The sequence below is a fragment of the Streptomyces sp. NPDC030814 genome (assembly GCF_055572155.1).
This window is the reverse complement of record NZ_JBVIDX010000002.1, coordinates 308484-334705: the sequence shown is the minus strand read 5'-3', so window position 1 is coordinate 334705 and position 26222 is coordinate 308484. Positions and strand designations below refer to the sequence as shown.

The following is a 26222-nucleotide window of genomic DNA, read 5'->3' as shown; positions in this document are numbered from 1 at the left end:
CTGATCAGGGGTCTTTACCACGCACTTAACCCCTACGTCTTCGTAACCTACGGATTCGTAGCCTACGATGCCGTAGGTTCGGTCACGCGCGCGTGACCGCACACATGTTCATCCCCGGTCGTCCCCCTGGAGCCTCTGTGTCGATCACTTCTCCCCTTCTCGGCAGCCCGTCCTCCGACTGGACCGACGCGCGGCTGCTGTACGCGCTGGAGGAAGTCGTCGAGAAGGAGCTCAACCGGCATCTGAAGGTCGCCAAGGACTGGATGCCGCACGAGTACGTGCCGTGGAGCGACGGCCGTAACTTCCCCGGGCTCTTCGAGGACGGCGAGGCCTGGGAGAAGGGGCAGTCGAAGGTCACCGAGATCGGCCGTATCGCCCTCGTCGTGAACCTGCTGACCGAGGACAACCTGCCCAGCTACCACCACGAGATCGCCACGCTGTTCGGCCGTGACGGCGCCTGGGGCACCTGGGTGCACCGCTGGACCGCCGAGGAGGGCCGCCACGGCATCGTGATGCGCGACTATCTGCTCGCCTCCCGCGCCGTGGACCCGGACAAGCTCGAAGAGTTCCGCATGGCCCACATGAGCGAGGGCTTCGAGCACGACCACCGGCACTCGATGCTGCACTCGGTCGCGTACGTCGCCTTCCAGGAGCTGGCCACCCGGATCTCGCACCGCAACACCGGCCACCAGTCCGGGGACCCCGTCTGCGACCGCATGCTGGCCCGTATCGCCACCGACGAGAACCTGCACATGGTCTTCTACCGGAACCTGCTGAAGGCCGCGTTCGAGATCGCCCCCGACCTCACCATGCAGGCCGTGCGCGATGTCGTCGTCAACTTCCGCATGCCCGGTCACGGCATGCCCGGCTTCGAGCGCGCCGCCGCACAGATGGCGATCGGCGAGGTCTACAACCTCCGCATCCACCACGACGACGTCCTCCAGCCCGTCCTCCGCTTCCTCAGGGTGCTGGAGATCGACGGCCTCGGCCCCGAGGGCCTGAAGGCCCAGGAGGAACTCGGCCTCTACATGGACGGCCTCGACGCGGAGGCGCTCAAGTTCGACGAGAAGCTGGCAGCCCGCAAGGCCCGGATGGCGGCGCGCGCGACGGCGTGATCGCCCGCCCCGGGTGAGCGGAGACCGGTCACCCCGCCTCCGTCCGCCCCGTCCGCCGCCCCGAGGGGTCGTGGGACCGGCCCGTCCCGCCGGACGCCGCATGCGGGTCAGCCGCGTCCGGTGCGCAGACGGAGCCTCTCCTTCTCGGACAGGCCGCCCCAGACACCGAAGCGCTCGTCGTTGGCCAGGGCGTAGTCGAGGCAGGCGGTGCGCATCTCGCACATACCGCAGATGCGCTTCGCCTCCCGCACCGAGCTGCCGGGGTCGGGAAAGAAGAAGTCGGCCCCCGTCTGCGCGCACAGCGCCCGCTCCTGCCAGGCGATGTCGACCGGGGTGATCGTGTCGATGTGCATGGACAGGATGGTGCCGGTCGACGAAAAACGTTCGATCAACGTCGCATCAACACGGCGTCCCGGGCCCTCCATGGTCCCCGCCGGGAGCATTCCGGCGCACGGCGGCGCGCGGAGGGGCGGGCGCACGGTGAGGGGCGCGGGTGGATGCGCGCCCGTCCGCGGCGGACCCGTGCCCGGCGGCCACCCCTACGGCCGAACCCGGTCGCAGCGTCCCGGCGGTTGTCAGTGGGCGGTGCCAGACTCGACACAAAGGCAGGGGGATCCCTCAAGGACCTCTCGGAGGAGGGCCAGGATGCTCACCACCCGTTATGTCACCGGCGCACCGAACTGGATCGACCTCGGCACCCCCGACATCGAGGGAGCCGGCGCGTTCTACTCCCACCTCTTCGGCTGGCGGTTCAAGTCGGCCGGCCCCGAGATGGGCGGCTACGGCTTCTTCCAGCTCGGCGGCCGGACCGCGGCCGCCGGTATGCAGAACCCACCGGAGCAGGGCCCGCCGTCCTGGAACGTCTACTTCCAGTCTCCGGACGCGGACGCCACGGCCAAGGCGACGGAGCAGGCGCACGGCTCGGTGCTGATGCAGCCCATGGATGTGGCGCAGGAGGGCCGGATGGCCATCCTCGCCGACCGGGCGGGCGTCCCCTTCGGCATCTGGCAGCCCCGCCGCACCACGGGGCTCGACGTCGTCACGGACCCGGGTTCGCTGTGCTGGCTGGAGCTCTACACCCCCGACCTGCCCGCGGCCGCCGGGTTCTTCAACGCGGTGTTCGGCTGGGAGACCTCGGCGATCGACTTCGAGGGCGGCAGCTACACCTGTGTGAACCCGGCCGGGAAGGAGCCGAAGGACATGTTCGCCGGCCTCGTCCCACTCGACGAGGACCCCACCGAGGCGGACTCCGAACCGTACTGGCTGCCGTACTTCGAGGTCATGGACACCGACGAGACGGTACGGAAGGCGCAGGAGCACGGTGGCGGCGTCCGTATGCCCGCAACCGATCTGACGGGCGTAGGCCGGATCGCCAAGCTCACGGACCCGTACGGGGCTCGCTTCGCGGTGATCAAGAGCGCGCCGCCGCAGGGGTGAGACCGCCGGTACCGGTCCGCGGTGAGAGCGGCGCCGGCCTGCTCCGACCTGTGCGGACACCGCTCTCGGCGCCCCCAGCGTCGACCGCATGACGAGCCGTAATCAAGTCCTGAACGCCGGAAACATCTGAGAGCGCTCTCAGTCATAAGTCTTGACGGCTCAACATCCCCTGGGAACAGTGGGGGCACACAGCAGGGGCCCCACCCCCTGTGCCTCCACTCCCCACTCCCAGGAGGCCCCACCATGCTCTCCCGTCGTAGGTTCCTCGCCGGAGCCGCCACCGTCGTCGGCGCACCCGCCGTTGGGAGCGCTCTCAGCTCCCCGGCCCGGGCCGCCGCTCCCACCACCTGCCAACTCGCCCTGCGCAACGCCTCGTTGCCGGGCACGGTCCGGGCGTACGTCACCGGGCACGAACAGTCGACCGGCGCCTGGGTGCTGCTGCGGGCGGGCGGCAGCGTCTACCGGCCGGCCTCGCCCCCGGCACCGCACACACCGCTGCCGGTGGACTGCGCCATCCCACTCGGCCCGGCGGGCTCCGCCCCCGTCGTGTTGACCCTCCCCCAGATGTTCGGCGCCCGCGTCTACTTCGTGCGGGACAGCACCCTGGACTTCTTCCTCAACCCCGGCCCCGCGCTGGTCGAGCCCGCGTTCGCCGCGCCCGCCGACCCGAACTTCGGCAGGACGTGGTCGTTCTGCGAGTTCACGTTCGACCCCACCCAGCTGTTCGCCAACATCAGCTACGTCGACCTGGTGACGGCCCTCCCCATCGGCCTGACCCTGGAGGGCGACGCCCCGCACACCGTGGCCCCGCTGCCGAGTGGCGCGGTCGACCGTATCGCCGCGGACCTGGTGGCCCAGGCGGCGAGGGACGGACAGCCGTGGGACCGGCTCGTCATCCGGGGCGGCGACGGCAGGGTCCTGCGGGTCATCTCGCCGCAGAACCTGATGGCGCCGTACTTCGACCGGCCGGACGAGATGCCGTTCCGCTCCTACTGGGACGCGTACATCAACCAGGTGTGGGACAAGTACCGTTCGACCGACCTGAGGATCGATCTCCAGGGCGGCCGGGGCGTGCTCACCGGCCGGGTCGGCGGCGACCGGCTGACCTTCCCCGGCGGCCACTCCTTCGCCAGACCCACCTCGAAGGACATCTTCACCTGCAACCACGGCCCGTTCGCCAACGACCCCGGTGACCCCGACGTCAAAAAGGCCCTCCTCGCCCGTATCGCCGCCGGGTTCAACCGCTCGCTCATGCTCTCCCATCCCACGCAGCCGAACGGGTCCACGGCGAGCGACTACTACCGCGGCACCGTGACCAACCACTGGTCCCGCGTGGTGCACGCCAACTCGCCCATCGGGTACGCGTTCCCCTACGACGACGTGCGGCCCGACGGGCAGCCGGACGTGTCCGGGGCGGCGCACGACGGGAACCCGCGCCGGTTCACGGTGACGGTGGGTGCCTGACAGTCGGCAGGCGTCGCCTCAGCGGCGGTGGCCCGTGCTCACGCGGAGGCGCGTCGGACCAGTGTCGTCGGCAGGACGACACTGGACGGTGCGCCGCCCAGGCCCTTGTCCCGGCCCGGGCCCCGGTCCTCGTCCCGTCCCCGTCGTTCCAGGCCGCGCAGCAGGAGCCGGGCCATCAACCGACCCATCTCCTCTATGTCCTGACGGACCGTCGTCAGCGGTGGGTCGGCGCCCTCCGCCACCGGCAGCATGTCGTCGAAGCCGACCACGGCGACGTCCTCCGGCACCCGCCGTCCCCGTTCCCGCAGGACACGGAGGGCGCCGGAGGCCGAGAGGTCGTTCGCGGCGAACACCGCGTCCACCTCGGGGCAGCGGTCGAGGAGTTCGCGCATCGCGCGCTCGCCGCCTCCCGGGGTGAAGTCGCCCTCCACGATCAGCCGGGGATCGGCGTCCACCATGACGTCGCGGAAGCCGTCGAGGCGGTCGACCGCCGAGGTCTGGTCGAGGGGGCCGGTGATGTGAGCGACCCGGGTGCGGCCGAGACCGACCAGATGCCGTACGGCGTCCCGGGCACCGCCCCGGTTGTCACTGTCGACGTAGACGGTGGGGCCGTCGGCGCGCGGGCCGTCGCCCCAGCCGGGCCGGCCGCCGAACACGGTCGGCACACCGGCGTTGTGAATCAGCCCCGGCAGCGGGTCGTCGAGGTGCAGGGAGAAGACGAGCGCCCCGTCGACGTGCCCGCCCGCGAGATACCGGCCTACCCTCGCGTGGTCCTCGGGGCCCTCGGTCAGCAGCAGCACCAGCTGCGAGTCGTGCGCCGTCAGTTCCTTGCTGATGCCGCGGAGCTGGAGGGCGAAAAACGGGTCCGCGAACACCCTGGTCTCCGGCTCGGCGATCACGACGGCCACCGCGTCGTGCCGCCGGGTGACCAGGCTGCGCGCCGCCTGGTTGGGGACGTAGCCGAGTTCTTCGACCGCCTTGCGCACCCGCTCCACCAGTGGCTCGCGGACGCCCTCGCCCCCGTTGACCACGCGCGACACGGTCGCCCGTGACACTCCGGCGCGCGCGGCCACGGCCTCCAATGTGGGACGCGACACTGCCTCGGTCACTTCAGGACTCCTCAAGAGCGGTTGCCGATCAGGATAACCATGGCCATAGCGGCGTGAGAGCGCTCCCCGGACCGGGTGAGGGTGTCTGTCGGAAATCGGTTGCACCAGGCCGGGGCCGTCCGTGAGGATCACGTCATGACCATGAGAAAGGCCCATGACGCCTGACCGCCTCGCCCCGTACGCCCGCCTGCCGCGCGCGTACCACGGTCTGCGTCTCCTCCACAGCACGATCGACGCCTTCGGCCGTGCCCACTGGCTGCTGCGGACGCCCACGGAAGCACCGCAGGGACCGTACGACGCCGTGGTCGTCACCGTCGATGACGGCGTCCCGTACGAGACCGCGCTCAGTTCGGTGTCGGCCCGCCACCCCAAGGTCGACTCGCTTCCGGACGGCGGCTTCGTCGTCGCTGACACGCGCAGTCGGGCGGGTGACGAGCAGGTCCAGGTCTTCGACGCGCTGGGGCGCCCCACCTGGACGTTCCGCGTCGGCGACGCCGTCGAGCACCTGCTGACCGACGAGTCCGGCGACCTGTGGATCGGCTACTTCGACGAGGGCGTGTTCGGTGATCCCCTCAGCGCCGCCGGCGCCCGCCGCTGGAGCGTCACGGGTGAGGCGCTGTGGGAGTACAGCCCGCCGCCCGGCGCCGACTGGATCGCCGACTGCTACGCGCTCAACGTGGCCCGTCGAGCGGCCTGGGTGTATCCGTACACCGGCTTCCCGCTGGTGGAGGTACGGCACGGCCAACCGCTCCGGCTACGGACGACAAGGGTCAGCGGCGCGTCGGGCGTGGCCGTGGACGGGGAGCGCGTCGCGTTCTTCGGCGGCTACCGCAAGGACCGCGACCGACTGGTCGTCGCCTCGCTCGCCGAGACCTCCGTCGACGTCCTGACCACGACCCGCCTCACCCGCGCGGACGGCAGCCCGGTGGACGGCCGGCGACGTGTCGTGTCGCGAGGGCCGCGCATCTACGTCCAGGAGCGGTCGAGCACCGAGTGGGGCGTGCTGGACCTCGGCGAAGGCTGAGGCGAGGCACACCGGGTGGCTGGTCCGTGCGGTCGTGTCCGGGGTGCGGACGGGGCGTCAGTGCGCGTGCTCGTGTTTGTGCTCGTGTTTGTGCTCGTGCGGCTCGTACCCCGGGATCGTGCCGTCCGGCTTGCGGACCAGGAACAGGCCGACCATGCCCATGTCGGAGTGGCTCTGGACGTGGCAGTGGTACATCCAGGCGCCTGCCCCGACACCCTCGCCTGCGATGATCTGGAAGCCGAAGGAGTCGGCGGGACCGCAGATCTTGTTGTCGATGACCTGACTGGGGTCGTCGGGGCCGGTCAGCTGGCCGGTGCGGTTGTCGGCCCAGCGGTGCCCGTGCAGGTGGAAGGTGTGGTAGTACTCCCCGTGGGTGATGACGACGAACTCCACCCGGTCGCCCACCGTCGCGTCGAAGTTCGGTCCGGAGTGGGCCGGCTTGTTGTTGATGAGCATGTCGTTGAAGACGACCGTGACGGTCCTGTCCGGGAGGACGTCGCCCTTGCGGCGGACGATGACCGGGCCGTAGAGGCCCTTGCGGATGCCGCCCGTGCCGTGTTCCGTGCCGACGACATGGTCGTGGTAGTGCCAGTAACCCGCGCTGCCCGCCCGCCAGGTGCCGTCCTTGCGTCGACCGGGTGCGTGGGTCCGCCAGGTGTACGTACGGGTGCCGCCCGGCTCGACGTCGCTCTTGTTGAGCCTGGTGCCGTCGCTGGAGGTCTCGTAGTCCAGGCCGTGGACGTGCAGGCTCGCCCGGACGTCCACGGTGTTCTCGAACTCGATGTGCAGGGTGTCGCCTTCGTTCAGCTCGATGAGAGGGCCCGGGATGGATGCCTTTCCCTTCTCCAGGCCGTAGCCCATCTGACCGTCCGCCAGTTTCTCGGCGTACAGCTTGATGTGTCTGACCTCGCCGCCCGCGGGGGCCGTTCTCGCCGCCGCGTCGGCGCTCGCGGCCTCGGGGGCGCCGACGGCGTCGACGGCCAAGGACAACGATGTCGCGGTGGCTGCGCCTCCGAGCAGCAACCGTCGGTTGAAGCCTCGCCTGTCCATTCCGTCCATGCGGAACCCCCCATGCGGAGACGGCATTCATGAAGACGCGTGTGTGCCTGCGGCGAACCCGTGAGACGGTAGCGGCACCCCCGGGTGTTTCTCCACACCCAGGACAAAGTTCGTGGCATTCCGGTCATAGGTATTGGCGTGCCATGCAAAGGGGTCTAGCTTCCTTGGCGCTGTGGCTGTGACCGAGGAGGTGCCCATGTACTTACGAGGGTTGAGCGACACACGACCACGGGGAAGACGACCCTGGGCGGTCGCCGTGACCACCTCGGTCCTGGCCGCCGGGCTGCTGTCGGGCCCCGCCGCCCACGCCCGCCCGGCGCCGGAGCCCGCGCTGACAACGATGTCGATCACATCGCCCCCGGGCGGATCGGGCCCCCGGGTGCTGGTCTTCCACGGCTCCGCGGCAGCCGGCGAGGAATCGCCGCTCGTCAACGCCGGGATCGAGGCGATCGAGCGGATCGGGCTCTCGGGGCCCGCGGCCGAGCGGTTCGAGACCGTCGCCACCGACGACGCCTCCGTGTTCACCGACGGGGCCCGCCTCAGCGGCTTCAACACGGTGGTCCTCCTCACCGGCGGCGGCGACGTCCTCGACCCCGAGCAGGAGGCGGGCCTGGAGGCGTACATGGAGGCGGGCGGCGGTTTCGTCGGCATCCATGACGCGGCCCGCGCCGAGCCGTACTCGGACTGGTTCACGGGACTGATCGGCGCCCGCCCGGCCGCGTCGAGCCCGACCGGTGTGCAGCGCGCGACCGTCGAGGTCGGCGACCGGCGACATCCGGCCACCAGGGATCTGGCCGTGCAGTGGAAGCGACCCGACAGGTGGCTCAACTGGGTGAAGAACCCGTCCGGTGCCGTGCACACCGTGGCACGGGTGCGCGAGTCGACGTATCAACCGGGCGCGAGCGCCAACGGCTGGGACCACCCCGTGAGTTGGTGCCGAGACTACGACGGTGGCCGCTCCTTCTACACGGGCATGGGCGGGACGGTGTCGGCGTACGACGAGACCGACTTCCGTGCGCATCTGCGCGGGGCCCTGCTGTGGACGTCCCGGCTGACCCGTGCCGACTGCAAGGCGACGATCGACGCGAACTACAAGGCGGAGCGGCTGACCCGGCCCAACCAGCCCGGGCAGAACGACCAGATCGGCGAACCGCACGGCCTGGTCACCGCCCCCGACGGACGCGTCCTCTACATCGGCCGCGGCGGCGCCGACTCCTCGCAGCCGGTGGTCACCGACTGGAACGACCCGAACATCGGCAAGGGCAAGGGCGAGATCCATGTCTACGACCCGCGGACCAGGCAGGTCACCCTGGCCGGCGACCTCACCGTCTTCGGCAACAAGGGCGGCGGCGACGAGCTGATCAAGGTCGAGGAAGGTCTGCTGGGCATCGAGCTGGACCCCGGCTTCCAGCAGAACGGCTGGGTGTATCTGCACTACACACCCCACGAGCGGATCAACCGCGACACCCGGATGGCCGAGCGCCGCGTCTCCCGGTTCACCCTCGACCTCGCCACCAACAAGCTGAACCCGGGCAGCGAGAAGGTGCTGCTCAAGTGGCCGGTGCAGATCCACAGCTGCTGCCACGCGGGCGGCGGGATGGCCTGGGACTCCCGGGGCAATCTGTACATCGCGACCGGTGACAACAACTCCAGCGGCTTCAGCGCGGGTTACTCGGGCAACAACCCCCAGCCCAACTACAAGGGCGTGTCGTTCGCCGACGCGCGCCGCACCGCCGGGAACACCAACAACCTCAACGGCAAGATCCTGCGCATCCACCCGGAGCCGGACGGCACGTACACCCTGCCCGACGGCAACCTCTTCACCGGGAAGGAGACCGACGAGGGCGGCGGGAAGACCCGCGGCGAGATCTATGTGATGGGCGTCAGGAACCCCGCGCGCATCTTCGTCGACAGGAAGACCGACGTCCTCTACGCGGGCTGGGTCGGCCCGGACGCCTCGGCGCCGTCGACGACCTGGGGCCCGGCGAAGTACGACACGTTCGCCGTCATCACCGAGGCGGGCAACCGGGGCTGGCCGTACTGCATGGGCAATGAGCAGCCGTACCGGGACCGCAACCTGCCGGACCCGTCGAAGCCGCTGGGCTGGTACGACTGCGACCACCCGAAGAACGAGTCCCCGAACAACGACGGGCTCGTCAACCTGCCCCCGGTGACCGGCAACAACATCTGGTACTCGCCGCAGGGAGGTGCCCCCGACTTCCCACGGGACGCGAACGGCATCCCCTCGTACAAGAACGAGGACGCCAAGTACCTGCTGCCGTGGCTGAAGGGCGGCGGACAGGCCGCGATGAACGGGCCGGTCTACCGCTACGACCCCGCCGCGACCGGCTCCGGCCAGTGGCCCGCCTACTGGGACGGCAAGTGGTTCGTCGGCGACTTCTACGACGCCGACCAGCCGCGGCACGCCGTGCTCACCGACCCGAAGAACCACGGTGGCGGCGGACTGCCGATCCACGCCGAGACGCTGAAACGGATCATCCCGATCGGCAACGACGGCATCAAGAACCTCATGGACTGGAAGTTCGGGCCGGACGGAGCGCTCTACCTCCTCGACTACGGGCGCGGATTCTTCACCTCCGACGCCAAGTCCGCCCTGTGGCGGGTGACCTACACGGGCGGCGGCCCCACGCCGGCCGCCGGCCAGCTCGCGAGGAGGGCGCGGTGACGCGGAGAAGACACGTGTGGGCGACCCTGGTGTCAGCCCTGCTGATGGTGCTCGGCCTCACTGTGACGCCCGCGTCCGGGCGTGCCGAGCCGGCCGGGGAGACCGCGGCCCAGGTGCTCACCTGGACCGCCGGCGACGACATCACCCAGTACTCGACCGCCCCCAGGACAGCAGTGGCGGGCGCGACGACCATCGTGTTCGAGAACAGCACGGCCACCGGCAACACGACGGGGATGCCGCACACCCTGACGTTCGACGTCTCGGACCCCGAGTACAACAACGACGTCCCGCTGAACGTCCTGGCCAACCCGAACGACGACCGGGGTGGCCGGCACACCGCCGAGGTCACGCTCACCCCCGGCCGCTACCGCTACTACTGCACCATCCCCGGCCATGGACAGATGCAGGGCATCCTCGTGGTCACCGAGGGCACCGGCGAGGACACCACCGCGCCGGAGACCGCGGTGACGGTGAGCGGCACCCGGAACTCCCAGGGTGCGTACGTCGGTTCGGCGACCGTGACCGTCACCGCGACCGACGCGGGCGGCTCCGGGGTCGAGCGGGTCGAGTACGCGATCGGCGACTCGGGCGCCTGGGTGCCCTACACCACGCCCGTCGTGGTCGACCGGGTCGGAGACCACAAGGTCCGCTACCGGGCGGTCGACCGGGCGGGGAACACGGCGGCCGAGAAGAGCGTGGAGTTCACCGTCGTCGCGCCGCCGACCGACGACACCACCGCCCCGGAGACCTCGGCGACGGTGACCGGTGAGCGCAACCCGCAGGGCGACTACGTCTCCATGGCCACCGTCACCGTCTCCGCGTCGGACACCGGCTCGGGGGTCAACAGCGTCGAGTACGCGCTCGACGACTCGGGCGCCTGGCGGCCGTACACGGCTCCGGTGATGGTGCACGAGGCCGGCACGCACAAGGTGCGGTACCGGGCGACGGACAAGGCGGGCAACGTCTCGGCGGACAAGAGCGTCGGGTTCACGGTCGTGGCACCGCCCGCCGCCGACACGACGCCGCCGGTGACCGGGGTGACTGTCGAGGGCGAGCGGAACTCGGCCGGCGCCTACCTCAGGAACGCGAAGGTCACCGTGAGCGCGACGGACCACGGCGGATCGGGTGTCGCCGCGATCGAGTACTCCCTGGACGGCGGCCCCTATCTCGCCTACGCCTCCCCCGTGGTGGTCGACCGCGCGGGCACGCACACGGTGGCGTACCGGGCGAGCGACAAGGCGGGCAACACCGCCCCGGCGCGCTCGGTGACCTTCACGGTCGCGGCGGGCGGCGGCGTCCCGGCTCCCAACTGCGCGGAGTACGACGAGCGGTTGACGGTGTTCGTCGGCACGGTCGACTCCGGGGTGCCGAACCGGGTCACGAACAACCGGTGCCGTATCAACGAGCTGATCGAGGACGAGAAGGAGTGGACGTCCCACGCGCTGTTCCTGAAGCACGTGGACACCGTCCTCGACAGGCTGCTGAAGGACGGGGTCGTCGATCAGCGCGAGTACGACGCGGTGCAGGAGGCGGCGGCGGAGTCCGGCATCGGCAGGCCGGGGCAGACGGAGGGCTACCGCACGATCCTCGACGGCACGGCGGAGTCGTTCGCCAAGTGGCAGCAGGTGGGCGGTGGTTCGTTCGCCCGCAACGCCGACGGCTCGATCACGTCCGGGACGACGAAGGCCGGCCTGGGCATGCTCTGGTTCCCCGAGCGGAAGTACGGCGACTTCTCGCTGCGCCTGCAGTGGCGTGACGACGCGCCCGGCACGTCCAACGCCAACTCCGGGGTCTTCGTGCGGTTCCCGTGGGTGCACGAGCACCCGGAGGAGTCGCGGCCGGAGTGGGTCGCCATCAAGTACGGCCACGAGGTGCAGGTCCTGGACCGGCCCGACGGCGACATGTACAAGACGGGGTCGGTGTACGGCTTCGACCGGGTGGGGCTCGCCGGCGCGGGCGTCACCCAGAAGGGCACCTGGAACGACTACGAGATCCGCGTGGTCGACCAGCACTACTCCGTGTACCGCAACGGGGTGCTGATCAACGAGTTCGACAACACCGGCGGCCAGGACTTCGCCCCGCCCCGCCCGGACGACCCCGGCACGGACGGGCGGCGGTTCGCCTCCGGCTACCTCGGGCTCCAGGTGCACGGCACGACGGACGTGGTCTCCTACCGGGACATCCGGATCAAGGAGCTGTAGCGCCCGCTCGTGCCCGGCCCGTTGTCAGTGGCGTACGGCATGCTGTGCTCAATGGCCGCCGTACGCCACTGCGCAACGGGGAGGCCCCGCCACGAGCGAAGGGGGGCGCTGCGGGTGATCGGCTCCCTCGGCCCGGTGGCCACCCCGCTGGCAGCGAGCCTGCGGGATCTTGAGCGGGGCATCGACGAGGCGATCGCCCTGTGGCCGACCACCGGGAACGCCGACGAGGCCCTGCCGATGCTGTCGCACCACTGGACCACCCAGCCGGTACACCGCCCGGAGGTCGCCGCGTGCCTGGTCGAGACGGGCCCCGCGGCGGCACCGGCCCTCCCCCTGGTCCGGGCGGAACTGTCCTCACCCCGCCGCCACCGCACCGACAACACCCACGAGACGGCCCGCTCCGGCGTGAACACACGGGCGGACGTGACGTCGGACGAGGAACTGCTGAGGGAATGCCTCCCCGGGGGACCGTCGGCGCCACCGACGCGTACCTGACGGTGCGCCCGGAACCGTCCGGCTCGCCGCGGTCACCGATGCCGGAACCGGCCCGGGCGTGGTGCTGCGCTCCACCTTCCACGGACCCACCCTCGGCTACGAGGCGGAGACGACCGGCGGCACGATCACGGTCACCGAACCGGGCATCGACCGGCAGGAGGCGCTGGCCGAAGGCACGAATGTCGACATCGGCTTCGCCCCGGACCGGGCACACCTGCTCACCCGGAACCCGGTGCCGCGGCGGCGGCTGGGCCCGGCGAATGGCGTCCGCGTGCTGTTGCTGCCGCGTGCGGGGCGGGTCGTCGACGGCCCACGGGTCGGAGGACCGACAGCGGTTACCCGCAGATCAGCCGCGTGAAGAACCCCGCGGGCCAAGGCACCTGGAGCCGAGCCGCCGGCAAGGTCACCGCTTCCTCGCCCGGCTCGGCTGCACCCTCTTCGGCTCGCCCGGCATCTTCGGATACTCCGGCGGATACGGCAGGTCGCCCAGACCGTGGTCGTGCTCGTCGCGGGCGGCCAGTTCGAGCAGCGCTTCCAGGGAGTACGCGTGGTCGTCCATGTCGGCGTGCACATCACCGCGTTCGGCGAAGCGCACCGGCATCGTGGCGAGGTCGAAGTCGCGGGGCACGGCGTCGCCCACCTCGTCCCAGGTGAGGGGCGCGGAGACGGGGGCGTGCGGGCGGGGGCGTACGGAGTAGGCGGAGGCGATGGTGCGGTCGCGGGCGGTCTGGTTGTAGTCGACGAAGATCTTCTCGCCCCGCTCCTCCTTCCACCATGCCGTGGTCACCTGGTCCGGCATCCGGCGTTCCAGTTCGCGGGCGGCGGCGATGGCGGCCCGTCGGACCTGGGTGAACGTCCAGTGCGGTGCGATCGGGACGAAAACGTGCAGGCCACGCCCGCCGGAGGTCTTCGGCCAGCCGCGCAGGTCGCCGTAGTCATGGAGGACGGAGCGCAGCTCGTGGGCGGCGCGGACGGCGTCGGCGTAGTCGGTGCCCGGTTGCGGGTCGAGGTCGAGGCGGAGTTCGTCGGGGCGGTCGACGTCGTCCCGCCGGACCGGCCATGGATGGAAGGTGAGGGTGCCGAACTGCGCGGCCCAGACCACGGCCCCGACCTCGGTCGGGCACATCTCGTCGGCGCTGCGGCCGCTGGGGAAGGTGATGTGGGCGGTGGGAATCCAGTCGGGCATGTTCTTCGGGGCCCGCTTCTGGAAGAAGTTCTCGCCGGTCACCCCCTCCGGATAGCGCTCCAGGGTGGTGGGCCGGTTGCGCAGCGCCCGCAGGATGCCCGGGCCGACGGCGAGGTAGTACCGGGCGAGGTCCAGCTTGGTGAAACCGCGCTCCGGGAAGAACACCTTGTCGGGGCTGGACAGCCGTACCGTCCGACCCGCCACCTCCAACTCCACCGCATCACCCATGCGGCCACGGTAGGCGGAGGCGGCGCATACCGCATACCGGGCGAATCTCCTCACGGGGCCGCAGAATCGGAGCATGGATCTGCCGGTGATGCCGCCCGTGAAACCGATGCTCGCCAAGTCCGTGGCGAAGATCCCGCCGAACATGCACTACGAGGCGAAGTGGGACGGGTTCCGGGCGATCGTCTTCCGCGACGGGCCGGAGGTGGAGATCGGCAGCCGTACGGGCAAGACGCTGACCAGGTACTTCCCGGAGCTGGTGGAGTCGCTCGCGGGGCGGTTGCCGCTGCGGTGTGTGATGGACGGCGAGATCGTGATCGTCAGGGAGGGCCGGCTCGACTTCGACGCCCTCACCGAGCGTATCCATCCGGCGGACTCCCGCGTCCGGATGCTGGCCGGGGCGCAGCCCGCCTCCTTCGTCGCCTTCGACCTGCTCGCCCTGGACGACGAGTCCCTGACCGACGTCCCGCTGACCGACCGGCGCGCGCTCCTCGAACGGGCCCTGGCGGATGTGACGGCCCCCGTCCATCTCGCCCCGGCCACCACGGACCGCGCGGTGGCCGAGCGGTGGTTCGAGCAGTACGAGGGCGCGGGACTGGACGGGGTGATCGCCAAGCCGCTGGATCTGCGCTACCGGCAGGACGAGCGGGTCATGTTCAAGATCAAGCACGAGCGGACGGCGGACGTGGTGGTCGCCGGCTACCGGCTGCACAAGAGCGGGCCCGTCGTCGGTTCCCTGCTGCTCGGGCTGTACGACGACGCGGGCACCCTGCAGCATGTGGGCGTGTCCGCGGCGTTCCCCATGAAGCGGCGGGCCGAGCTGGTGACCGAGCTGGAGCCGGTGCGGATGCCGGACGCGGGGGAGCACCCCTGGGCGGCCTGGGCCGAGGAGGCGGCGCACGAGACGGCACGGCTGCCGGGCGCGCCGAGCCGCTGGTCGGGGAAGAAGGACCTGTCCTGGGTCCCGCTGCGGCCAGATCGGGTCGCCGAGGTGGCGTACGACCACATGGAGAACGGCGTCCGCTTCCGCCACACGGCCCGCTTCCGCCGCTGGCGCCCGGACCGCACGCCTGAGAGCTGCACCTATGCCCAACTGGAGGAGCCGGTGAACTTCGACCTGGCGGAGATCCTCGGTCCGTAGCCGCCCGGCCCCCGCGAAGCCGCGGGTCCGCTCACGGTTCCAGCAGTACCTTCACCGCTCCGTCGTCCTTTCGCTGGAACATCTCGTAGGCGTGCGGTGTCTCGCTGAGCGGCATGCGGTGGGTGGCGAAGGTGTCGACGCCCAGCGGGTCCTCGTCGGTGAGGAGCGGCAGGATGTCGTCGCTCCAGGTGCGGACGTTGGCCTGCCCCATGCACAGCTGGATCTGCTTGTCGAACATGGTGAGCAACGGCATGGGGTCGGCGGTGCCGCCGTACACCCCGGAGATGGAGATGGTGCCGCCGCGTCGCACCAGTTCGATGGCGGTGTACAGGGCGGCGAGCCGGTCGACGCTGAGGTGTTCCGCGAACTTGGCGCCGATGGCGCGGGGCAGCATTCCGGCCGCGGTCTGGGCGAGTTTGGCGGCGGCGCTGCCGTGGGCCTCGGTGCCGACTGCGTCGATCACGGAGTCGGGGCCGCGTCCGGCCGTGCGGTCGCGGATCGCGGCCACGAGTTCCTTCTGGCTGTCGAAGTCCCTGAGGTCGAACGTCTCGACGCCGCGGTCGCGGGCCCGACGTAGCCGCTCGGGCACCAGATCCACGCCGAACACCTGCTCGGCGCCCCGCACCTGCGCGACCCGGCAGGCCATGTCACCGATGGGCCCCAGACCGAGCACGGCGACACTGCCGCCGGGCGGGATGTGGGCGTATTCGACCGCCTGCCAGGCGGTGGGGAGCACGTCGGAGAGGTAGACGAACCGGTCGTCGGGCGGGCCTTCCGGCACCTTGATCGGTCCGAACTGGGCCTGCGGGACCCGCAGGTACTCGGCCTGGGCGCCCGGCACCGCGCCGTAGAGCCGGGTGTAGCCGAAGAGGGCCGCGCCCATGCCCTCGCCCGTGCACTGGGTGGTCTCGCACTGGGTGGGCAGACCGGTGAGGCACATCCAGCAGTTGCCGCAGGCGATCTGGAACGGCACCACGACCCGGTCGCCCGCGGCGAGGTCCGGTACCCCGGCACCGACCTCCTCGACGATGCCCATGGGTTCATGACCGAGGATGTCGCCCGGCGTCATGAACGGCGTCAATACCTCGTAGAGGTGCAGGTCGGAGCCGCACAGCCCGGTGGAGGTGATGCGGATGACCGCGTCCGTCGGCTCCTGGATCTTCGGATCGGGCACGGTTTCGACGCGTACGTCCCGCTTGCCCTGCCATGTCACTGCCTTCATCGCGTCCCGCTCCGTCCCTCGACTCGGCCTCACAGATCCGCCACGAGTACCCGGAGCCCCAGGTCCGAACCACGACCGCTGCCGAGCGAACCCACCCCGGGGGATGCGGTCAGAAGTGAACAGGGATAGCCATCTATGGATCTATAAGCGCACAATCAGAGGCAAAGACGGTGAAGGGCGGGCAGGGTGGGCATGGAACCGAAGGCGCGGCGGACTCGGCGCCGGGGGACGACCGGGATGGTATTCGCCGCGCTCACGGCCGGCGCCCTCCTGGCGGGCTGCTCCGGAAGCGGCTCGGGCGACGACGGCCGCCAGGGCGAAGGTTCCAAGGAGAGCCCCGGCACCACGGCGCCCGTCGGCTCGATACTCGCCGTGAAGATCGACAACGTGCGGGCGGCCAGACCCCAGACGGGGCTCGACGCCGCGGACATCGTCTACGCCGAGCAGGTCGAGGGCGGTCTGAGCCGGCTGATGGCGGTCTATGCGACGAGGCTCCCGGAGGCCGTCGGGCCCGTGCGCAGCGCCCGGGAGTCCGACCTGGAGCTCCTTGGCCAGTTCGACGAACCGACGCTCGCCTTCTCCGGGGCCCAGGGCAAGCTGCTCCCGTTGATAGACAAAGCACCGGTGGACGCCAGGCCCCCGGGGGACGCCGGCTCCGCGTACTACCGGGGCACCGACAAGGCCGCCCCGCACAACCTTTATCTGCGCCCCGGGAAGCTCTTCCGCTCCCCGCCCGGCGCCGACGCCCTGACCACCGGCTTCCGCTACGGCCAGGCACCTCCCGGCGGCACCCCCGAGGACTCCCGCACGATCCGTTACCCGGCGGCCCGCTTCACCTTCACCTGGTCCGACGAGGAGCGGCGCTGGCTGGTCTCCATGGACGGCCGGGAAGCCGTGCTGACCGACGGCGCACGCGTGGCTCCGGCCACGGTGGTCGTACAGCACGTGACCATCCGGAAGTCCCAGTTCCATGACTACCTCGGCAACAACACGCCGTACACCGCGACGGTGGGATCCGGGAAGGCCGAGGTCCTGCGCGACGGCCGCGCCTTCGACGCGGACTGGGAGCGGAAGACCCCCTCGGACGGCACGACCTTCACGACCGAGGACGGCAGGCCCATGAACTTCGCGAAGGGCCAGGTCTGGGTGGTGTACGTCAAGAAGTGACCGGTTCACGCCGAGCCGGAGAAGCCGGAGCCCTGGGAACCGAGCGGCCCGCGCCGGAGCGGGAGCCCACGGAACCGAACGCCCGACCATGAACCGGCCGCAGCCGGACCGGACGCTGGTGCTGTGACCGGAAAGGTTTGCCGGACAGCGCGCGGCGTCCGGTGCCCGGGGCGCCTCCCACGCCGTTCAGGCAGCGGGGGAGCGTCACAAGGCGGAGCATCACCCGCGTACGGGATGTACGCGGGTGATACGGCAACGCGGCGAGGTGCCGTGCCGGACGCCGGTAGCCGGTGAACCTTTCCGGTCACAGCTCTAGCGGAGCGACCCCGTCGGGCTGCGCAGTTCCTCCGCGGCGTCGGCCACCCGTCGTATCAGCTCGAAGAACGTGTCCCGCTCGTCCTCCGACAGGGGGGCCAGGAACACCTGGTTCATCCGGGCCGTCCGCACGGTCAGCCTGCGGTGCGTCCGCGCGCCGTCCTCCGTGAGCCGCAGCAGGAAGCGCCGGCCGTCCTGCGGGTCGCGGACCTTGTCGAGCAGGCCCCGGCGCCCGAGCCTGCTGATCACCTCGGACATCGTCGAGCGGTCGAGACCGACCCTCTCCCCCACCGTGCGCTGGTCGAGCCCCGGCTCGGCGACCAGGGTGTTGAGGACCGCGAACTGCGGCGAGGTGATCTCCTCGGAGACCATCACGTTCCACAGCAGGTAGTGCGCCTGCTGCAGCCGTCGGGCCAGGTGCCCGGGGTGGGTGGAGAGGTCCACCGCGGCCATTGTTCGCTCCTCGGCTCGATCGGGACGGACGGAAATCCGTTCGTACACTGAACGATACCCGCCGCCCACCTGAGCCTGTCCAGCGCCGCGCACGCATCTGACCTCACCTCTCTCACGGGCCTTGACGGCGGACCCGACGAGTGGCAGCGTGAAGGGAAGTTCACCGAAATGCTCAGTGCCCTGACTAACCGAGGGGCCGGGTGTTCGGACGAGATGGGGCCTCACGGATGGACAAGGTGGTCGCCACAGCCCTGGAGGCGGTGGCCGATGTGCCGGACGGCGCGACGCTCAACGCCGACGGCTTCGGACTGAGCGGCGTGCCGACCGTGCTGATCAAGGTGCTGCACGAGCGCGGGCTCTCGGTCCCCGGGGTCGTGTCGAACAACTGCGGGGCGATGGCGTCCGGCCTCGCGGTTCTCGGTGATCCGCGGCGGCCACATCGACGTCGCGGCCCTCGGTGCCCTGCAGGTGTCCACCGGCGGCGACCTCACCAACTGGGTCATCCCCAGCAAGGTGATCACCGGGATCGGCGGACCCCGCACCACTTCGGGCTCGCACCGGTCGAGGCCGTCCACCGCGCGCCGGCCCGGGCGGGCAGGTCGTTCGACGACCTGGGCGTCCTGGAGCCGAACGAGGCGTTCGCCGCGCAGGCGCTCGGCTGTGTCGCCGAGTGGCCCGAGTTCGACCCCGCGATCCCCAACCCGCGGGGCGGTGCCATCGCCCTCGGCCACCCGCTCGGCGCCTCCGGCGCCCGCCTAGGGGGTGTTGTGAAAGTCCAGTGCGGTGCCCGCGGTGTCCGGTGCGTGGCCTCGGCGTGCCGGACGAAGGCCCTCGTAGCGGCGCTAGGTGGGTCTTTGGCCGGTGCGGCGAGGGTGCGTGCCGGGCGCCGCGGGTGCTGTGCGGGACTTTCACAACACCCCCTAGCCGGCACCGTCGTCCACCAACTCGCCCGCAAGGGCTCCGGCACCGGCGTCGCCACCCTCTGCATCGGCGTGGGCCAGGGCCTCGCCCTGGCCCTCGAACGCTAAGGAACCCTCATGACACTCACCCAAGCGGACATCGACCTGGAGATCGCGGCCCAGCACGCCGCCTACGAGAAGCGGGTCGCCGACGGCGGGCCGGTCGAGCACCAGCCGCGTCGCGACTACGCGCCGTACCGGTCCTCGGTGCTGCGGCACCCGAAGCAGCCGCCGGTCTCCATCGACGTCAGCAAGGACCCGGAGCTGGTGGAGCTGTCCTCCCCCGCCTTCGGTGAACGGGACATCACCGAGATCGACAACGACCTCACCCGACAGCACCACGGCGAGCCGATCGGTGAGCGCATCACCGTCTCCGGCCGCCTCCTCGACCGCGACGGGCGCCCGATCCGCGGCCAGCTGGTCGAGATCTGGCAGGCCAACTCGGCCGGCCGCTACGCCCACCAGCGTGAACAGCACGACGCCCCGCTCGACCCGAACTTCACCGGCGTCGGCCGCACCCTGACCGACGACGACGGGCACTACCACTTCACGACCATCCAGCCGGGCCCGTACCCGTGGCGCCAGCACCTCAACGCCTGGCGGCCCGCCCACATCCACTTCTCGCTCTTCGGCACGGCGTTCACCCAGCGGCTGGTGACGCAGATGTACTTCCCGAGCGACCCGCTGTTCCCGTACGACCCGATCATCCAGTCGGTGACGGACGACGCGGCGCGGCAGCGACTGGTCGCCACATACGACCACAACCTGTCGGTGCCGGAGTTCTCGATGGGCTACGTCTGGGACATCGTGCTCGACGGGCCCCACGCCACCTGGATCGAAGAAGGACGCTGACCTGCCATGACGAAGATCGACACAAGCCGTCCCGAGACGGTGCTCCCGACCCCGTCGCACACGGTCGGACCCTTCTACGGTCACGCCCTGCCGTTCCCCGGCGGCGGCGACATCGCCCCCGTCGGCCACTCCGACACCATCGCGCTCCAGGGCTACGTCCTCGACGGCGAGGGCAGTCCGCTGCCGGACGCCTTCGTGGAGCTGTGGGGCCCGGACCCGGACGGCAACGTCCCGCAGGTCGACGGCTCCATGCGGCGCGACCCCGCGAGCGGCGGCTTCCTGGGCCGCAACGGCGTCGAGTTCACCGGCTGGGGCCGCGTCCAGACCGACGCGGGCGGGCACTGGACCGCGCGGACCCTGCGGCCCGGCGCACGCGGCCGGAACGCGCCGTACCTCAGCGTGTGCGTCTTCGCCCGCGGGCTCCTCGTCCACCTGTTCACCCGGATCTATCTGCCGGGCGACGAGGCGGCGCTGGCCGCCGACCCACTGCTCTCCCGGGTCGAGGAGGCGCGCCGCGGCACACTGATCGCCCACGACCAGGGCAACAACACCTACCGTTTCGACATCCGCCTTCAGGGCGAGGGCGAGACGGTCTTCCTGGAGTTCCGGTGACGTTCCCATCCTTCGGCCGGGAAGTGCCCCCGGCCGAACCCGACGCCGGTCTGCTCGCCCCCGGGTGGACCGGCTCCCCGGCGGCGGCCGCGACCGGCGACGGCGCCTACCTGAGGGCGCTGCTCGACGCCGAGGCCGCCCTGACCCGCGCCCAGGCCACTCTCGGTCTCGCCCCGGCGGAGGCGGCGACGGCGGTGACCGAGGCGGCCCGCTCCGGCGCCTTCGACGTACGGTCCCTCGCGGAGCGCGCGCGTGGCGGCGGCAACCCGGTGATCCCACTGGTCGCCGACCTCACGGAGGCGGTCGGCGCCGCGTACGGCCCGTACGTCCACCGGGGCGCGACCAGTCAGGACATCATGGACACGGCGACGATGCTGGTCGCCGCGCGCACCCTCGACCTGGTGCTGGCCGACCTCGGCGGCACGGAGACCGCGCTTGCCGGGCTGGCCGCCGGACACCGGGACACGCCGATGCCCGGGCGGACGCTCACCCAGCACGCCGTGCCGACGACCTTCGGGCTGAAGGCGGCGGGATGGCGGTCGCTGGTGCTGGACGCCAGGGACCGGATCGCGGTCGTACGGGCCGGCCTGCCCGCCCAACTGGGCGGTGCGGCGGGCACGTTGGCCGCGTTCAGCGTCTTCGCCCAGGTGACCGACGCCGGGACACCGCGCACGCCGGTCGACACCCGTGCCCTGGTCGCCGCGTACGCCCGTGAACTGGGTCTTCGGGAACCGGAGTTGCCCTGGCACACCCTGCGCACCCCGATCGCCGACCTCGCCGGGGCGCTGGCCTTCGCCGCGGGGGCCCTGGGCAAGGTCGCGGTCGACGTGCTCACGCTGGCCCGAACGGAGATCGCGGAGGTCGCCGAGGGCAGCGGGGGCGGTTCGTCCGCGATGCCGCACAAGGCGAACCCGGTGCGGTCCACGCTGATCGCGGCGGCGGCCCGGCGGGCGCCCCAGCTCGCGGCCACGCTGTACGGCGCGCTGGCCGCCGAGGACGAACGGCCGGCCGGGGCCTGGCACGCCGAGTGGGAGCCGCTGCGGGAGCTGCTCCGGCTCGTGGGGGGCGCCGCGCGCAACGCGGTGGAGCTGACGCAGGGCCTCCGGGTGGACGCGGACGCCATGCGGCACCATCTCGACCTCACCCATGGGCTGATCGTCTCCGAGCGGCTGGCCGCCGAGCTGGCGCCGGTGCTCGGCCGGGCCCGCGCCAAGGAACTGCTCACCCGGACCGCCGCCCGTGTCCACACCGAGGGCCGGCCGCTGGGCGAACTGCTGGCGGAGGAGCCGGACCTGAAGGACCTCGACCTGGCGGACCTCACGGACCCCGCCCGCTACACCGGCTCCGCCGGTGACCTCACCGACCGTGCCTTGGAGCGACGTTGACGGACATACTGCTCAACCACCGTGCGGAGGGCCCGGCCTCCGCTCCCCCGCTGCTGCTCGGCTCCTCCCTCGGCACCTCCAGCAGACTGTGGGACAAGGTGGCGCCCGAACTGTCGATCACCCACCGGGTGATCCGCTGGGACCTGCCGGGGCACGGCGACTCCCCCGCCGAGCTGATCGCCGCCGGGGCGACGGTCGGCGACCTGGCCGCCCTGGTGCTCGCCCTGGCGGACTCGCTGGGCATCGAGCGGTTCGCGTACGCGGGGGTGTCCCTCGGCGGGGCGGTGGGTCTGCAGCTCGCCGCGCACCACCCGGAGCGGATCTCGTCCCTCGCGGTGATCTGCTCCTCGTCCCACTTCAACGGGGAGAAGCCGTGGCGGGAGCGGGCCGGACTGGTGCGGCGGGAGGGGCTGGCCGGGCTCGCCGAGACCGCCGACTCCCGTTGGTTCACCCCCGGGTTCACCGTGCCGGAGCTGGTCGACGACCACCGCAGGGCCGACCCGGAGGCGTACGCCGCGTGCTGTGACGCGCTCGCCGCGTTCGACATCCGCGACGCGCTGCCAAGGATCACGGCGCCGACGCTGCTGATCGCCGGCCGGGAGGACCCGGCGACTCCGCCCGCGCATCTGCGGGAGATCGCGGACGCGGTGCCGGGTGCGTCGCTCACGGAACTCCCCGGCGCGTCCCATCTGGCACCGGCCGAACGCCCGGAGGCGGTGCTGGGCGCGATGCGCGCGCACTTCGACGGGTATCCGCAGCGCGGGATGGAGGTGCGCCGCCAGGTCCTCGGCGATCCGCACGTGGACCGAGCCCAGTCCCGCCAGTCGCCCTTCACCGCCCGATTCCAGGACTTCATCTCCCGCTACGCCTGGGGCGAGATCTGGACCGACCCGACCCTCTCCCGCCGCGAACGCAGCATGATCACTCTGACCGCCCTGGTCGCCCACGGCCACTACGACGAACTGGCCATGCACATCCGAGCGGCCCGCCGCAACGGCCTCACCCCCGACGAGATCGGCGCCGTCCTCCTCCAGACGGCCGTCTACTGCGGTGTCCCGGCGGCCAACTCGGCCTTCGCGACGGCCCAACGGGTGCTCGCGGAGGAGGGACGGAACGACAGGTCGTAGGTGGTGTCCGCAAAGTCCCGCCCGCACGGCGGACACGACCGAGTGCTGTGACCGGAAAGGTTCACCGGCTCGCGACGCCCGGCACGGCACCTCGCCGCGCTGTCGCATCACCCGCGTACCTCCAGTACGCGCGTGATACTCCGCCTTGCGATGCTCCCCCACTGCCTGAACGGCCTGGGAGGTGCCCCCGGCACCGGACGCCACGAGCTGTCCGGCAAACCTGTCCGGTCACAGCACTAGCCAAGCGCGACAAGTGCCTCCCGGGCCTGCTCGGCGAGACCGTCCGCGCCGCAGGACTCGGCGAGGGTGAGCCCCCGCCTGAGTTCCGTGGCGGAGCGGACGGCGATGCCGTACTCGACGCGGGCCGCGGCGTGCTCGTAGGCGGAGGGGGAGGCTTCGAGGTAGGTGACGGCCTTGGCGTAGAGGTTGGCGGCCTGCTTTCCGGTGGCGAGGGCGGCCTCGACGCGCAGGGCCTCCCCGATGGCGGTGTCCGTGCCGTAGCGCTCGGCGCGGCGGCGGACGAGCCCGGCGATCTCCACGGCGCGTCGCGGGTCGACGCCCGCGAGGGCGCGGGCGAGATCGCCGCCCCAGGGGACGAGGACGGTGTTGTGGTGCCCGCGGGCGTCCGCCGCCTTCTCCGCGGCCTCCAGTTCGTTGATGCCGTCCTCGGTGCGGCCCACGGCGAGGAGCAGCCGACCGCGGACGGAACGCGGGTCGGGCAGCACGATGGGCGACGGGTACGGGGGCGCGAAGCCGTTCCTCTCGGCGACCTCCCAGGCCTCCTGCACATGGCCGCGGGCGAGCAGCGTGTCGATGAGGTTGCAGGTCGACGTCCAGAACAGAGGAAGGCCCCAGCCGACCCGCTCGGCGAACACCAGTGACTTGCGCAGGGACTTCTCGGCCTCCCTGAGGCGGCCCCGCCTGCGGTGGGCGAGCGCGACATAGGCGTGGGCCAGGGCCAGATGGCCGCCGCTCCACCCGGCGGACTCATAGGTGCGCAGGGCCTCCGTGCACAGGCTCTCCGCACGGTCGAGGCGGTCGGCGTAGGCGTACGCCGTGGTGAGCATCAGCAGCAGTTCCATGCCCCACTCGGTGTCGGTCCAGCCGAGTCCGGGGGCGAGCCTGCCGTTGACCAGGGCGCGGTCGCAGTGCTCGACGACCACCTCGGCGTTCTCGCCGCGGGCCATCGCGTCGAAGCCGCGCAGGATGAGCAGCGCGCGTTCGGAGTTGTCGCGGCCCGCACAGGTCGCGGCGAGTTGCGCGAGCTCCTGGGAGTGGGTCGGGGACACCTCCTCGCCCGCGTGGATGCCCTCCCACATGTAGCGCGCGGCCTGGAGCCGCATCCGGGCGGGCCCCGGCTCCAGCCGGGAGGCCTCCTCCTCGACCGTGCGGATGGCTTCGCCCAGCTGGTCGTTGTGGACGAGCGCCTGCGAGAGCCGGAACACCGCGTTCACCCGTTGCGCGCTGTCGAGGCCGGGTTCGGCCAGGGCCGAGCGGAGGTATTCGACGGTCTTGGCGGGGGCGGTGAGGAGGGTGGCGCAGCCGAGTTCGTAGAGAACGCGTACGCGGACGTCGGGCCGGGGCGGTTCCTGGAGCGCACGTTCGAGGCAGCGGCGGGCCGCTTCTGGGGCTCCGACGGCGAGGTGTTCGGTCGCGGCGGCCCGGAGCTGTTCGACGAGTTCGGACTCGCCGTCGGGGAGGACCTCGAGGAGGTGGCGGGAGGCCGCCGCGGGGCCGCGCCCGGACTCGGTGACGACGGTCGCGGCCACGCCGTGGAACGCGGTGCGGACGCTGGGCAGGATCGAGTCGTAGACGGCGGTGGCGATGAGGGGGTGGACGAACACCAGGTCGCCGTCGTCCGGTTGACGGTTGGCCGGATCGGGCGCGGTGAGGATGCGGGCCTGGGTGAGCAGTTCGGCGCACTCCCGCGCCGTGTCGGCGGGCAGCCCGGCCAGGCGGGCGACGATGTCGACGGTGATGCCGGTGTGGAGGATGGCGGCCGCCCAGGCGAACCGGGTGGCTTCCACGCCGAGTTTCTCCAGGCGGGCGACGAGCCCGTGGCCGCGCGCCGTCTTGTTGAGGGCGCGCAGTTCGGCGGCGGAGTCCTCGACCGGCTGCAACCGGCTGTCCTTGACCTTGGCGAGGAGTTCGACGGTGTCGTAGGGGTTGCCCGCGGTGACCGCCCACACCTCGCGGCAGAACGCGTCGTCGGCGTGCTCACCGACCGTGATGCGGGTGAGCCCGGCGGTGGCCTCGGGCGTGAGCGCGCTGATCTTCGCGACGGGGCCCGCCTCGGCGGCGATCTCCTGCAGATGGCGGGCTCGTTCCCCGGTCGCCTCGCCGGGGCGGCGGGCGAGCACGACGAGGACGCGCATCTCGGACAGCCGTCCGGTGAGCGCGGACAGCCAGTGCAGGGTCTCCTGGTCGGCCCAGTGGGCGTCGTCGATCAGCAGCACGAGCGGCCAGGTCCGGCGCACGAGCCGGCCCACGGCGGCGACGAGGCCGTCGCACACGTGCTGGGGGTCGGCGGGTGCCTCGCCCGGTTCGGCGAGGCCGAGGGCGGGGCCCGCGATGTCGTACCAGTCGCCTTGCTGCTCAGGGGTCTCGTCGTCCATCAGCTCCAGTAACGCGGGCTGGAGCAACTGGCGCACGACGTTGAACGGGACGGACGTGACGGTCTCGCCGCCGCGTGCGTACCAGGCCGTGCAGCCGCGTTCCTCGGCGATGCGGCGGGCCTCGGTGAGGAGGGCTGTCTTACCGATGCCCGCCTCGCCTCTGAAGACCAGGACTCTGCCCGGTGAGGTTCGGTCGACGCAGAGTTCCTCGATCGCTTCCGTGATCGCGGCGATCTCCGTGTCGCGCTCCCACAGGGAAGCCGAGGCGGCCGTATCGGGCCGTGCCTCCGTCATCCCGCTACCTCCCCAGGTCGCCCAAACGACGTACAGGTCATCGAGCGTAGCCCTCCGGCGGGGGAAGTGGAGTCCGGTC

Annotated in this window: 21 protein-coding genes and 1 pseudogene; 15 read left to right on the top strand and 7 right to left on the bottom strand. The window is 71.4% G+C overall.

What is annotated here, in order from left to right; all coding sequences use genetic code 11:
- The first annotated feature begins 137 nt into the window (after positions 1-137).
- Positions 138-1115, top strand: a complete 978-nt coding sequence (locus ACZ43N_RS04950; RefSeq protein WP_468095014.1) for an acyl-ACP desaturase — start codon at positions 138-140, stop codon at positions 1113-1115.
- 107 nt (positions 1116-1222) lie between these two features.
- Here ACZ43N_RS04950 and ACZ43N_RS04945 read toward each other — a convergent pair whose 3' ends face one another.
- Positions 1223-1468, bottom strand: coding sequence for a WhiB family transcriptional regulator (locus ACZ43N_RS04945; RefSeq protein ID WP_468095012.1), 246 nt, complete (start codon positions 1466-1468; stop codon positions 1223-1225).
- Between the two features lie 292 nt (positions 1469-1760).
- Here ACZ43N_RS04945 and ACZ43N_RS04940 point away from each other — a divergent pair, with 292 nt between their 5' ends.
- Positions 1761-2552 carry a VOC family protein gene (locus ACZ43N_RS04940; RefSeq protein ID WP_468095010.1) on the top strand — a complete coding sequence of 264 codons (792 nt, stop codon included), beginning with the start codon at positions 1761-1763 and terminating at the stop codon, positions 2550-2552.
- Between the two features lie 243 nt (positions 2553-2795).
- Positions 2796-4016: a glycoside hydrolase family 64 protein gene (locus ACZ43N_RS04935; RefSeq protein WP_468095009.1), complete on the top strand. Its 1221-nt coding sequence runs from the start codon at positions 2796-2798 to the stop codon at positions 4014-4016.
- Positions 4017-4054: 38 nt separating this feature from the next.
- Here ACZ43N_RS04935 and ACZ43N_RS04930 read toward each other — a convergent pair whose 3' ends face one another.
- Positions 4055-5125 (bottom strand): LacI family DNA-binding transcriptional regulator, encoded by a 1071-nt coding sequence (locus ACZ43N_RS04930; protein WP_468095008.1) that lies wholly within the window; start codon positions 5123-5125, stop codon positions 4055-4057.
- Positions 5126-5279: 154 nt separating this feature from the next.
- Here ACZ43N_RS04930 and ACZ43N_RS04925 point away from each other — a divergent pair, with 154 nt between their 5' ends.
- Positions 5280-6149, top strand: a complete 870-nt coding sequence (locus ACZ43N_RS04925) for a hypothetical protein (protein ID WP_468095006.1) — start codon at positions 5280-5282, stop codon at positions 6147-6149.
- Between the two features lie 57 nt (positions 6150-6206).
- Here the strand turns inward: ACZ43N_RS04925 and ACZ43N_RS04920 are convergent, their stop codons facing one another.
- Positions 6207-7208 (bottom strand): multicopper oxidase domain-containing protein, encoded by a 1002-nt coding sequence (locus ACZ43N_RS04920; protein ID WP_468095004.1) that lies wholly within the window; start codon positions 7206-7208, stop codon positions 6207-6209.
- A 196-nt stretch (positions 7209-7404) separates the two neighbouring features.
- Between ACZ43N_RS04920 and ACZ43N_RS04915 the strand changes: the two genes are divergently transcribed.
- The 4 genes and pseudogenes from ACZ43N_RS04915 to ACZ43N_RS04900 all read left to right on the top strand — a co-directional run.
- Positions 7405-9894 carry a ThuA domain-containing protein gene (locus ACZ43N_RS04915; protein ID WP_468095002.1) on the top strand — a complete coding sequence of 830 codons (2490 nt, stop codon included), beginning with the start codon at positions 7405-7407 and terminating at the stop codon, positions 9892-9894.
- 14 nt (positions 9895-9908) lie between these two features.
- Positions 9909-12095 (top strand): OmpL47-type beta-barrel domain-containing protein, encoded by a 2187-nt coding sequence (locus ACZ43N_RS04910; RefSeq protein WP_468095510.1) that lies wholly within the window; start codon positions 9909-9911, stop codon positions 12093-12095.
- Between the two features lie 51 nt (positions 12096-12146).
- A complete protein-coding gene (locus tag ACZ43N_RS04905; protein ID WP_468095001.1) occupies positions 12147-12590 on the top strand; it encodes a hypothetical protein in 444 nt (147 codons plus the stop codon).
- A gap of 28 nt (positions 12591-12618) precedes the next feature.
- Positions 12619-12948, top strand: a pseudogene (locus ACZ43N_RS04900) (TOBE domain-containing protein); the annotation flags it as partial.
- A gap of 45 nt (positions 12949-12993) precedes the next feature.
- Here ACZ43N_RS04900 and ligD read toward each other — a convergent pair.
- Positions 12994-14004 (bottom strand): non-homologous end-joining DNA ligase, encoded by a 1011-nt coding sequence (gene ligD / locus ACZ43N_RS04895; RefSeq protein ID WP_468094999.1) that lies wholly within the window; start codon positions 14002-14004, stop codon positions 12994-12996.
- Positions 14005-14077: 73 nt separating this feature from the next.
- Here ligD and ACZ43N_RS04890 point away from each other — a divergent pair, with 73 nt between their 5' ends.
- The gene (locus tag ACZ43N_RS04890) at positions 14078-15142 is read left to right on the top strand and encodes an ATP-dependent DNA ligase (RefSeq protein WP_468094998.1); all 1065 of its coding nucleotides are present in this window, start codon (positions 14078-14080) and stop codon (positions 15140-15142) included.
- A 31-nt stretch (positions 15143-15173) separates the two neighbouring features.
- Here the strand turns inward: ACZ43N_RS04890 and ACZ43N_RS04885 are convergent, their stop codons facing one another.
- Positions 15174-16364 (bottom strand): zinc-dependent alcohol dehydrogenase, encoded by a 1191-nt coding sequence (locus tag ACZ43N_RS04885; protein ID WP_468094997.1) that lies wholly within the window; start codon positions 16362-16364, stop codon positions 15174-15176.
- Between the two features lie 237 nt (positions 16365-16601).
- Here ACZ43N_RS04885 and ACZ43N_RS04880 point away from each other — a divergent pair, with 237 nt between their 5' ends.
- Entirely contained in the window at positions 16602-17531 is a 930-nt protein-coding gene (locus ACZ43N_RS04880) for a DUF3048 domain-containing protein (RefSeq protein ID WP_468094995.1), read from the top strand.
- Positions 17532-17843: 312 nt separating this feature from the next.
- Here the strand turns inward: ACZ43N_RS04880 and ACZ43N_RS04875 are convergent, their stop codons facing one another.
- Positions 17844-18299: a MarR family winged helix-turn-helix transcriptional regulator gene (locus ACZ43N_RS04875; RefSeq protein WP_468094993.1), complete on the bottom strand. Its 456-nt coding sequence runs from the start codon at positions 18297-18299 to the stop codon at positions 17844-17846.
- A 227-nt stretch (positions 18300-18526) separates the two neighbouring features.
- On the opposite strand from ACZ43N_RS04875, the gene ACZ43N_RS04870 reads away from it, so the two are divergent.
- The 5 genes from ACZ43N_RS04870 to pcaDC are packed head-to-tail and all read left to right on the top strand — an operon-like array spanning position 18527 to position 23234.
- Positions 18527-19327 (top strand): CoA-transferase, encoded by an 801-nt coding sequence (locus tag ACZ43N_RS04870; protein WP_468094992.1) that lies wholly within the window; start codon positions 18527-18529, stop codon positions 19325-19327.
- A gap of 9 nt (positions 19328-19336) precedes the next feature.
- Positions 19337-20110, top strand: coding sequence for a protocatechuate 3,4-dioxygenase subunit beta (gene pcaH, locus ACZ43N_RS04865; protein WP_468094990.1), 774 nt, complete (start codon positions 19337-19339; stop codon positions 20108-20110).
- Between the two features lie 6 nt (positions 20111-20116).
- Positions 20117-20722: a protocatechuate 3,4-dioxygenase subunit alpha gene (pcaG, locus tag ACZ43N_RS04860; RefSeq protein ID WP_468094989.1), complete on the top strand. Its 606-nt coding sequence runs from the start codon at positions 20117-20119 to the stop codon at positions 20720-20722.
- Positions 20719-22107, top strand: coding sequence for a 3-carboxy-cis,cis-muconate cycloisomerase (gene pcaB, locus ACZ43N_RS04855; RefSeq protein WP_468094988.1), 1389 nt, complete (start codon positions 20719-20721; stop codon positions 22105-22107). Before pcaG ends, pcaB begins: the two co-directional genes overlap by 4 nt.
- Positions 22104-23234: a bifunctional 3-oxoadipate enol-lactonase/4-carboxymuconolactone decarboxylase PcaDC gene (gene pcaDC, locus ACZ43N_RS04850; RefSeq protein ID WP_468094986.1), complete on the top strand. Its 1131-nt coding sequence runs from the start codon at positions 22104-22106 to the stop codon at positions 23232-23234. The genes pcaB and pcaDC overlap by 4 nt, the downstream gene beginning before the upstream one ends.
- Before the next feature lie 236 nt (positions 23235-23470).
- Here the strand turns inward: pcaDC and ACZ43N_RS04845 are convergent, their stop codons facing one another.
- Entirely contained in the window at positions 23471-26143 is a 2673-nt protein-coding gene (locus tag ACZ43N_RS04845) for an ATP-binding protein (protein WP_468094984.1), read from the bottom strand.
- Between the last annotated feature and the right edge of the window lie 79 nt (positions 26144-26222).

Coding starts and splice junctions, on each gene's coding strand:
- ACZ43N_RS04945 (WP_468095012.1), bottom strand. CDS start 1,468: ATGCACATCGACACGATCACCCCGGTCGACATCGCCTGGCAGGAGCGG.
- ACZ43N_RS04940 (WP_468095010.1), top strand. CDS start 1,761: ATGCTCACCACCCGTTATGTCACCGGCGCACCGAACTGGATCGACCTC.
- ACZ43N_RS04935 (WP_468095009.1), top strand. CDS start 2,796: ATGCTCTCCCGTCGTAGGTTCCTCGCCGGAGCCGCCACCGTCGTCGGC.
- ACZ43N_RS04925 (WP_468095006.1), top strand. CDS start 5,280: ATGACGCCTGACCGCCTCGCCCCGTACGCCCGCCTGCCGCGCGCGTAC.
- ACZ43N_RS04920 (WP_468095004.1), bottom strand. CDS start 7,208: ATGGACGGAATGGACAGGCGAGGCTTCAACCGACGGTTGCTGCTCGGA.
- ACZ43N_RS04915 (WP_468095002.1), top strand. CDS start 7,405: ATGTACTTACGAGGGTTGAGCGACACACGACCACGGGGAAGACGACCC.
- ACZ43N_RS04905 (WP_468095001.1), top strand. CDS start 12,147: ATGGCCGCCGTACGCCACTGCGCAACGGGGAGGCCCCGCCACGAGCGA.
- ligD (WP_468094999.1), bottom strand. CDS start 14,004: ATGGGTGATGCGGTGGAGTTGGAGGTGGCGGGTCGGACGGTACGGCTG.
- ACZ43N_RS04890 (WP_468094998.1), top strand. CDS start 14,078: ATGGATCTGCCGGTGATGCCGCCCGTGAAACCGATGCTCGCCAAGTCC.
- ACZ43N_RS04885 (WP_468094997.1), bottom strand. CDS start 16,364: ATGAAGGCAGTGACATGGCAGGGCAAGCGGGACGTACGCGTCGAAACC.
- ACZ43N_RS04880 (WP_468094995.1), top strand. CDS start 16,602: ATGGTATTCGCCGCGCTCACGGCCGGCGCCCTCCTGGCGGGCTGCTCC.
- ACZ43N_RS04875 (WP_468094993.1), bottom strand. CDS start 18,299: ATGGCCGCGGTGGACCTCTCCACCCACCCCGGGCACCTGGCCCGACGG.
- ACZ43N_RS04870 (WP_468094992.1), top strand. CDS start 18,527: ATGGACAAGGTGGTCGCCACAGCCCTGGAGGCGGTGGCCGATGTGCCG.
- pcaH (WP_468094990.1), top strand. CDS start 19,337: ATGACACTCACCCAAGCGGACATCGACCTGGAGATCGCGGCCCAGCAC.
- pcaG (WP_468094989.1), top strand. CDS start 20,117: ATGACGAAGATCGACACAAGCCGTCCCGAGACGGTGCTCCCGACCCCG.
- ACZ43N_RS04845 (WP_468094984.1), bottom strand. CDS start 26,143: ATGACGGAGGCACGGCCCGATACGGCCGCCTCGGCTTCCCTGTGGGAG.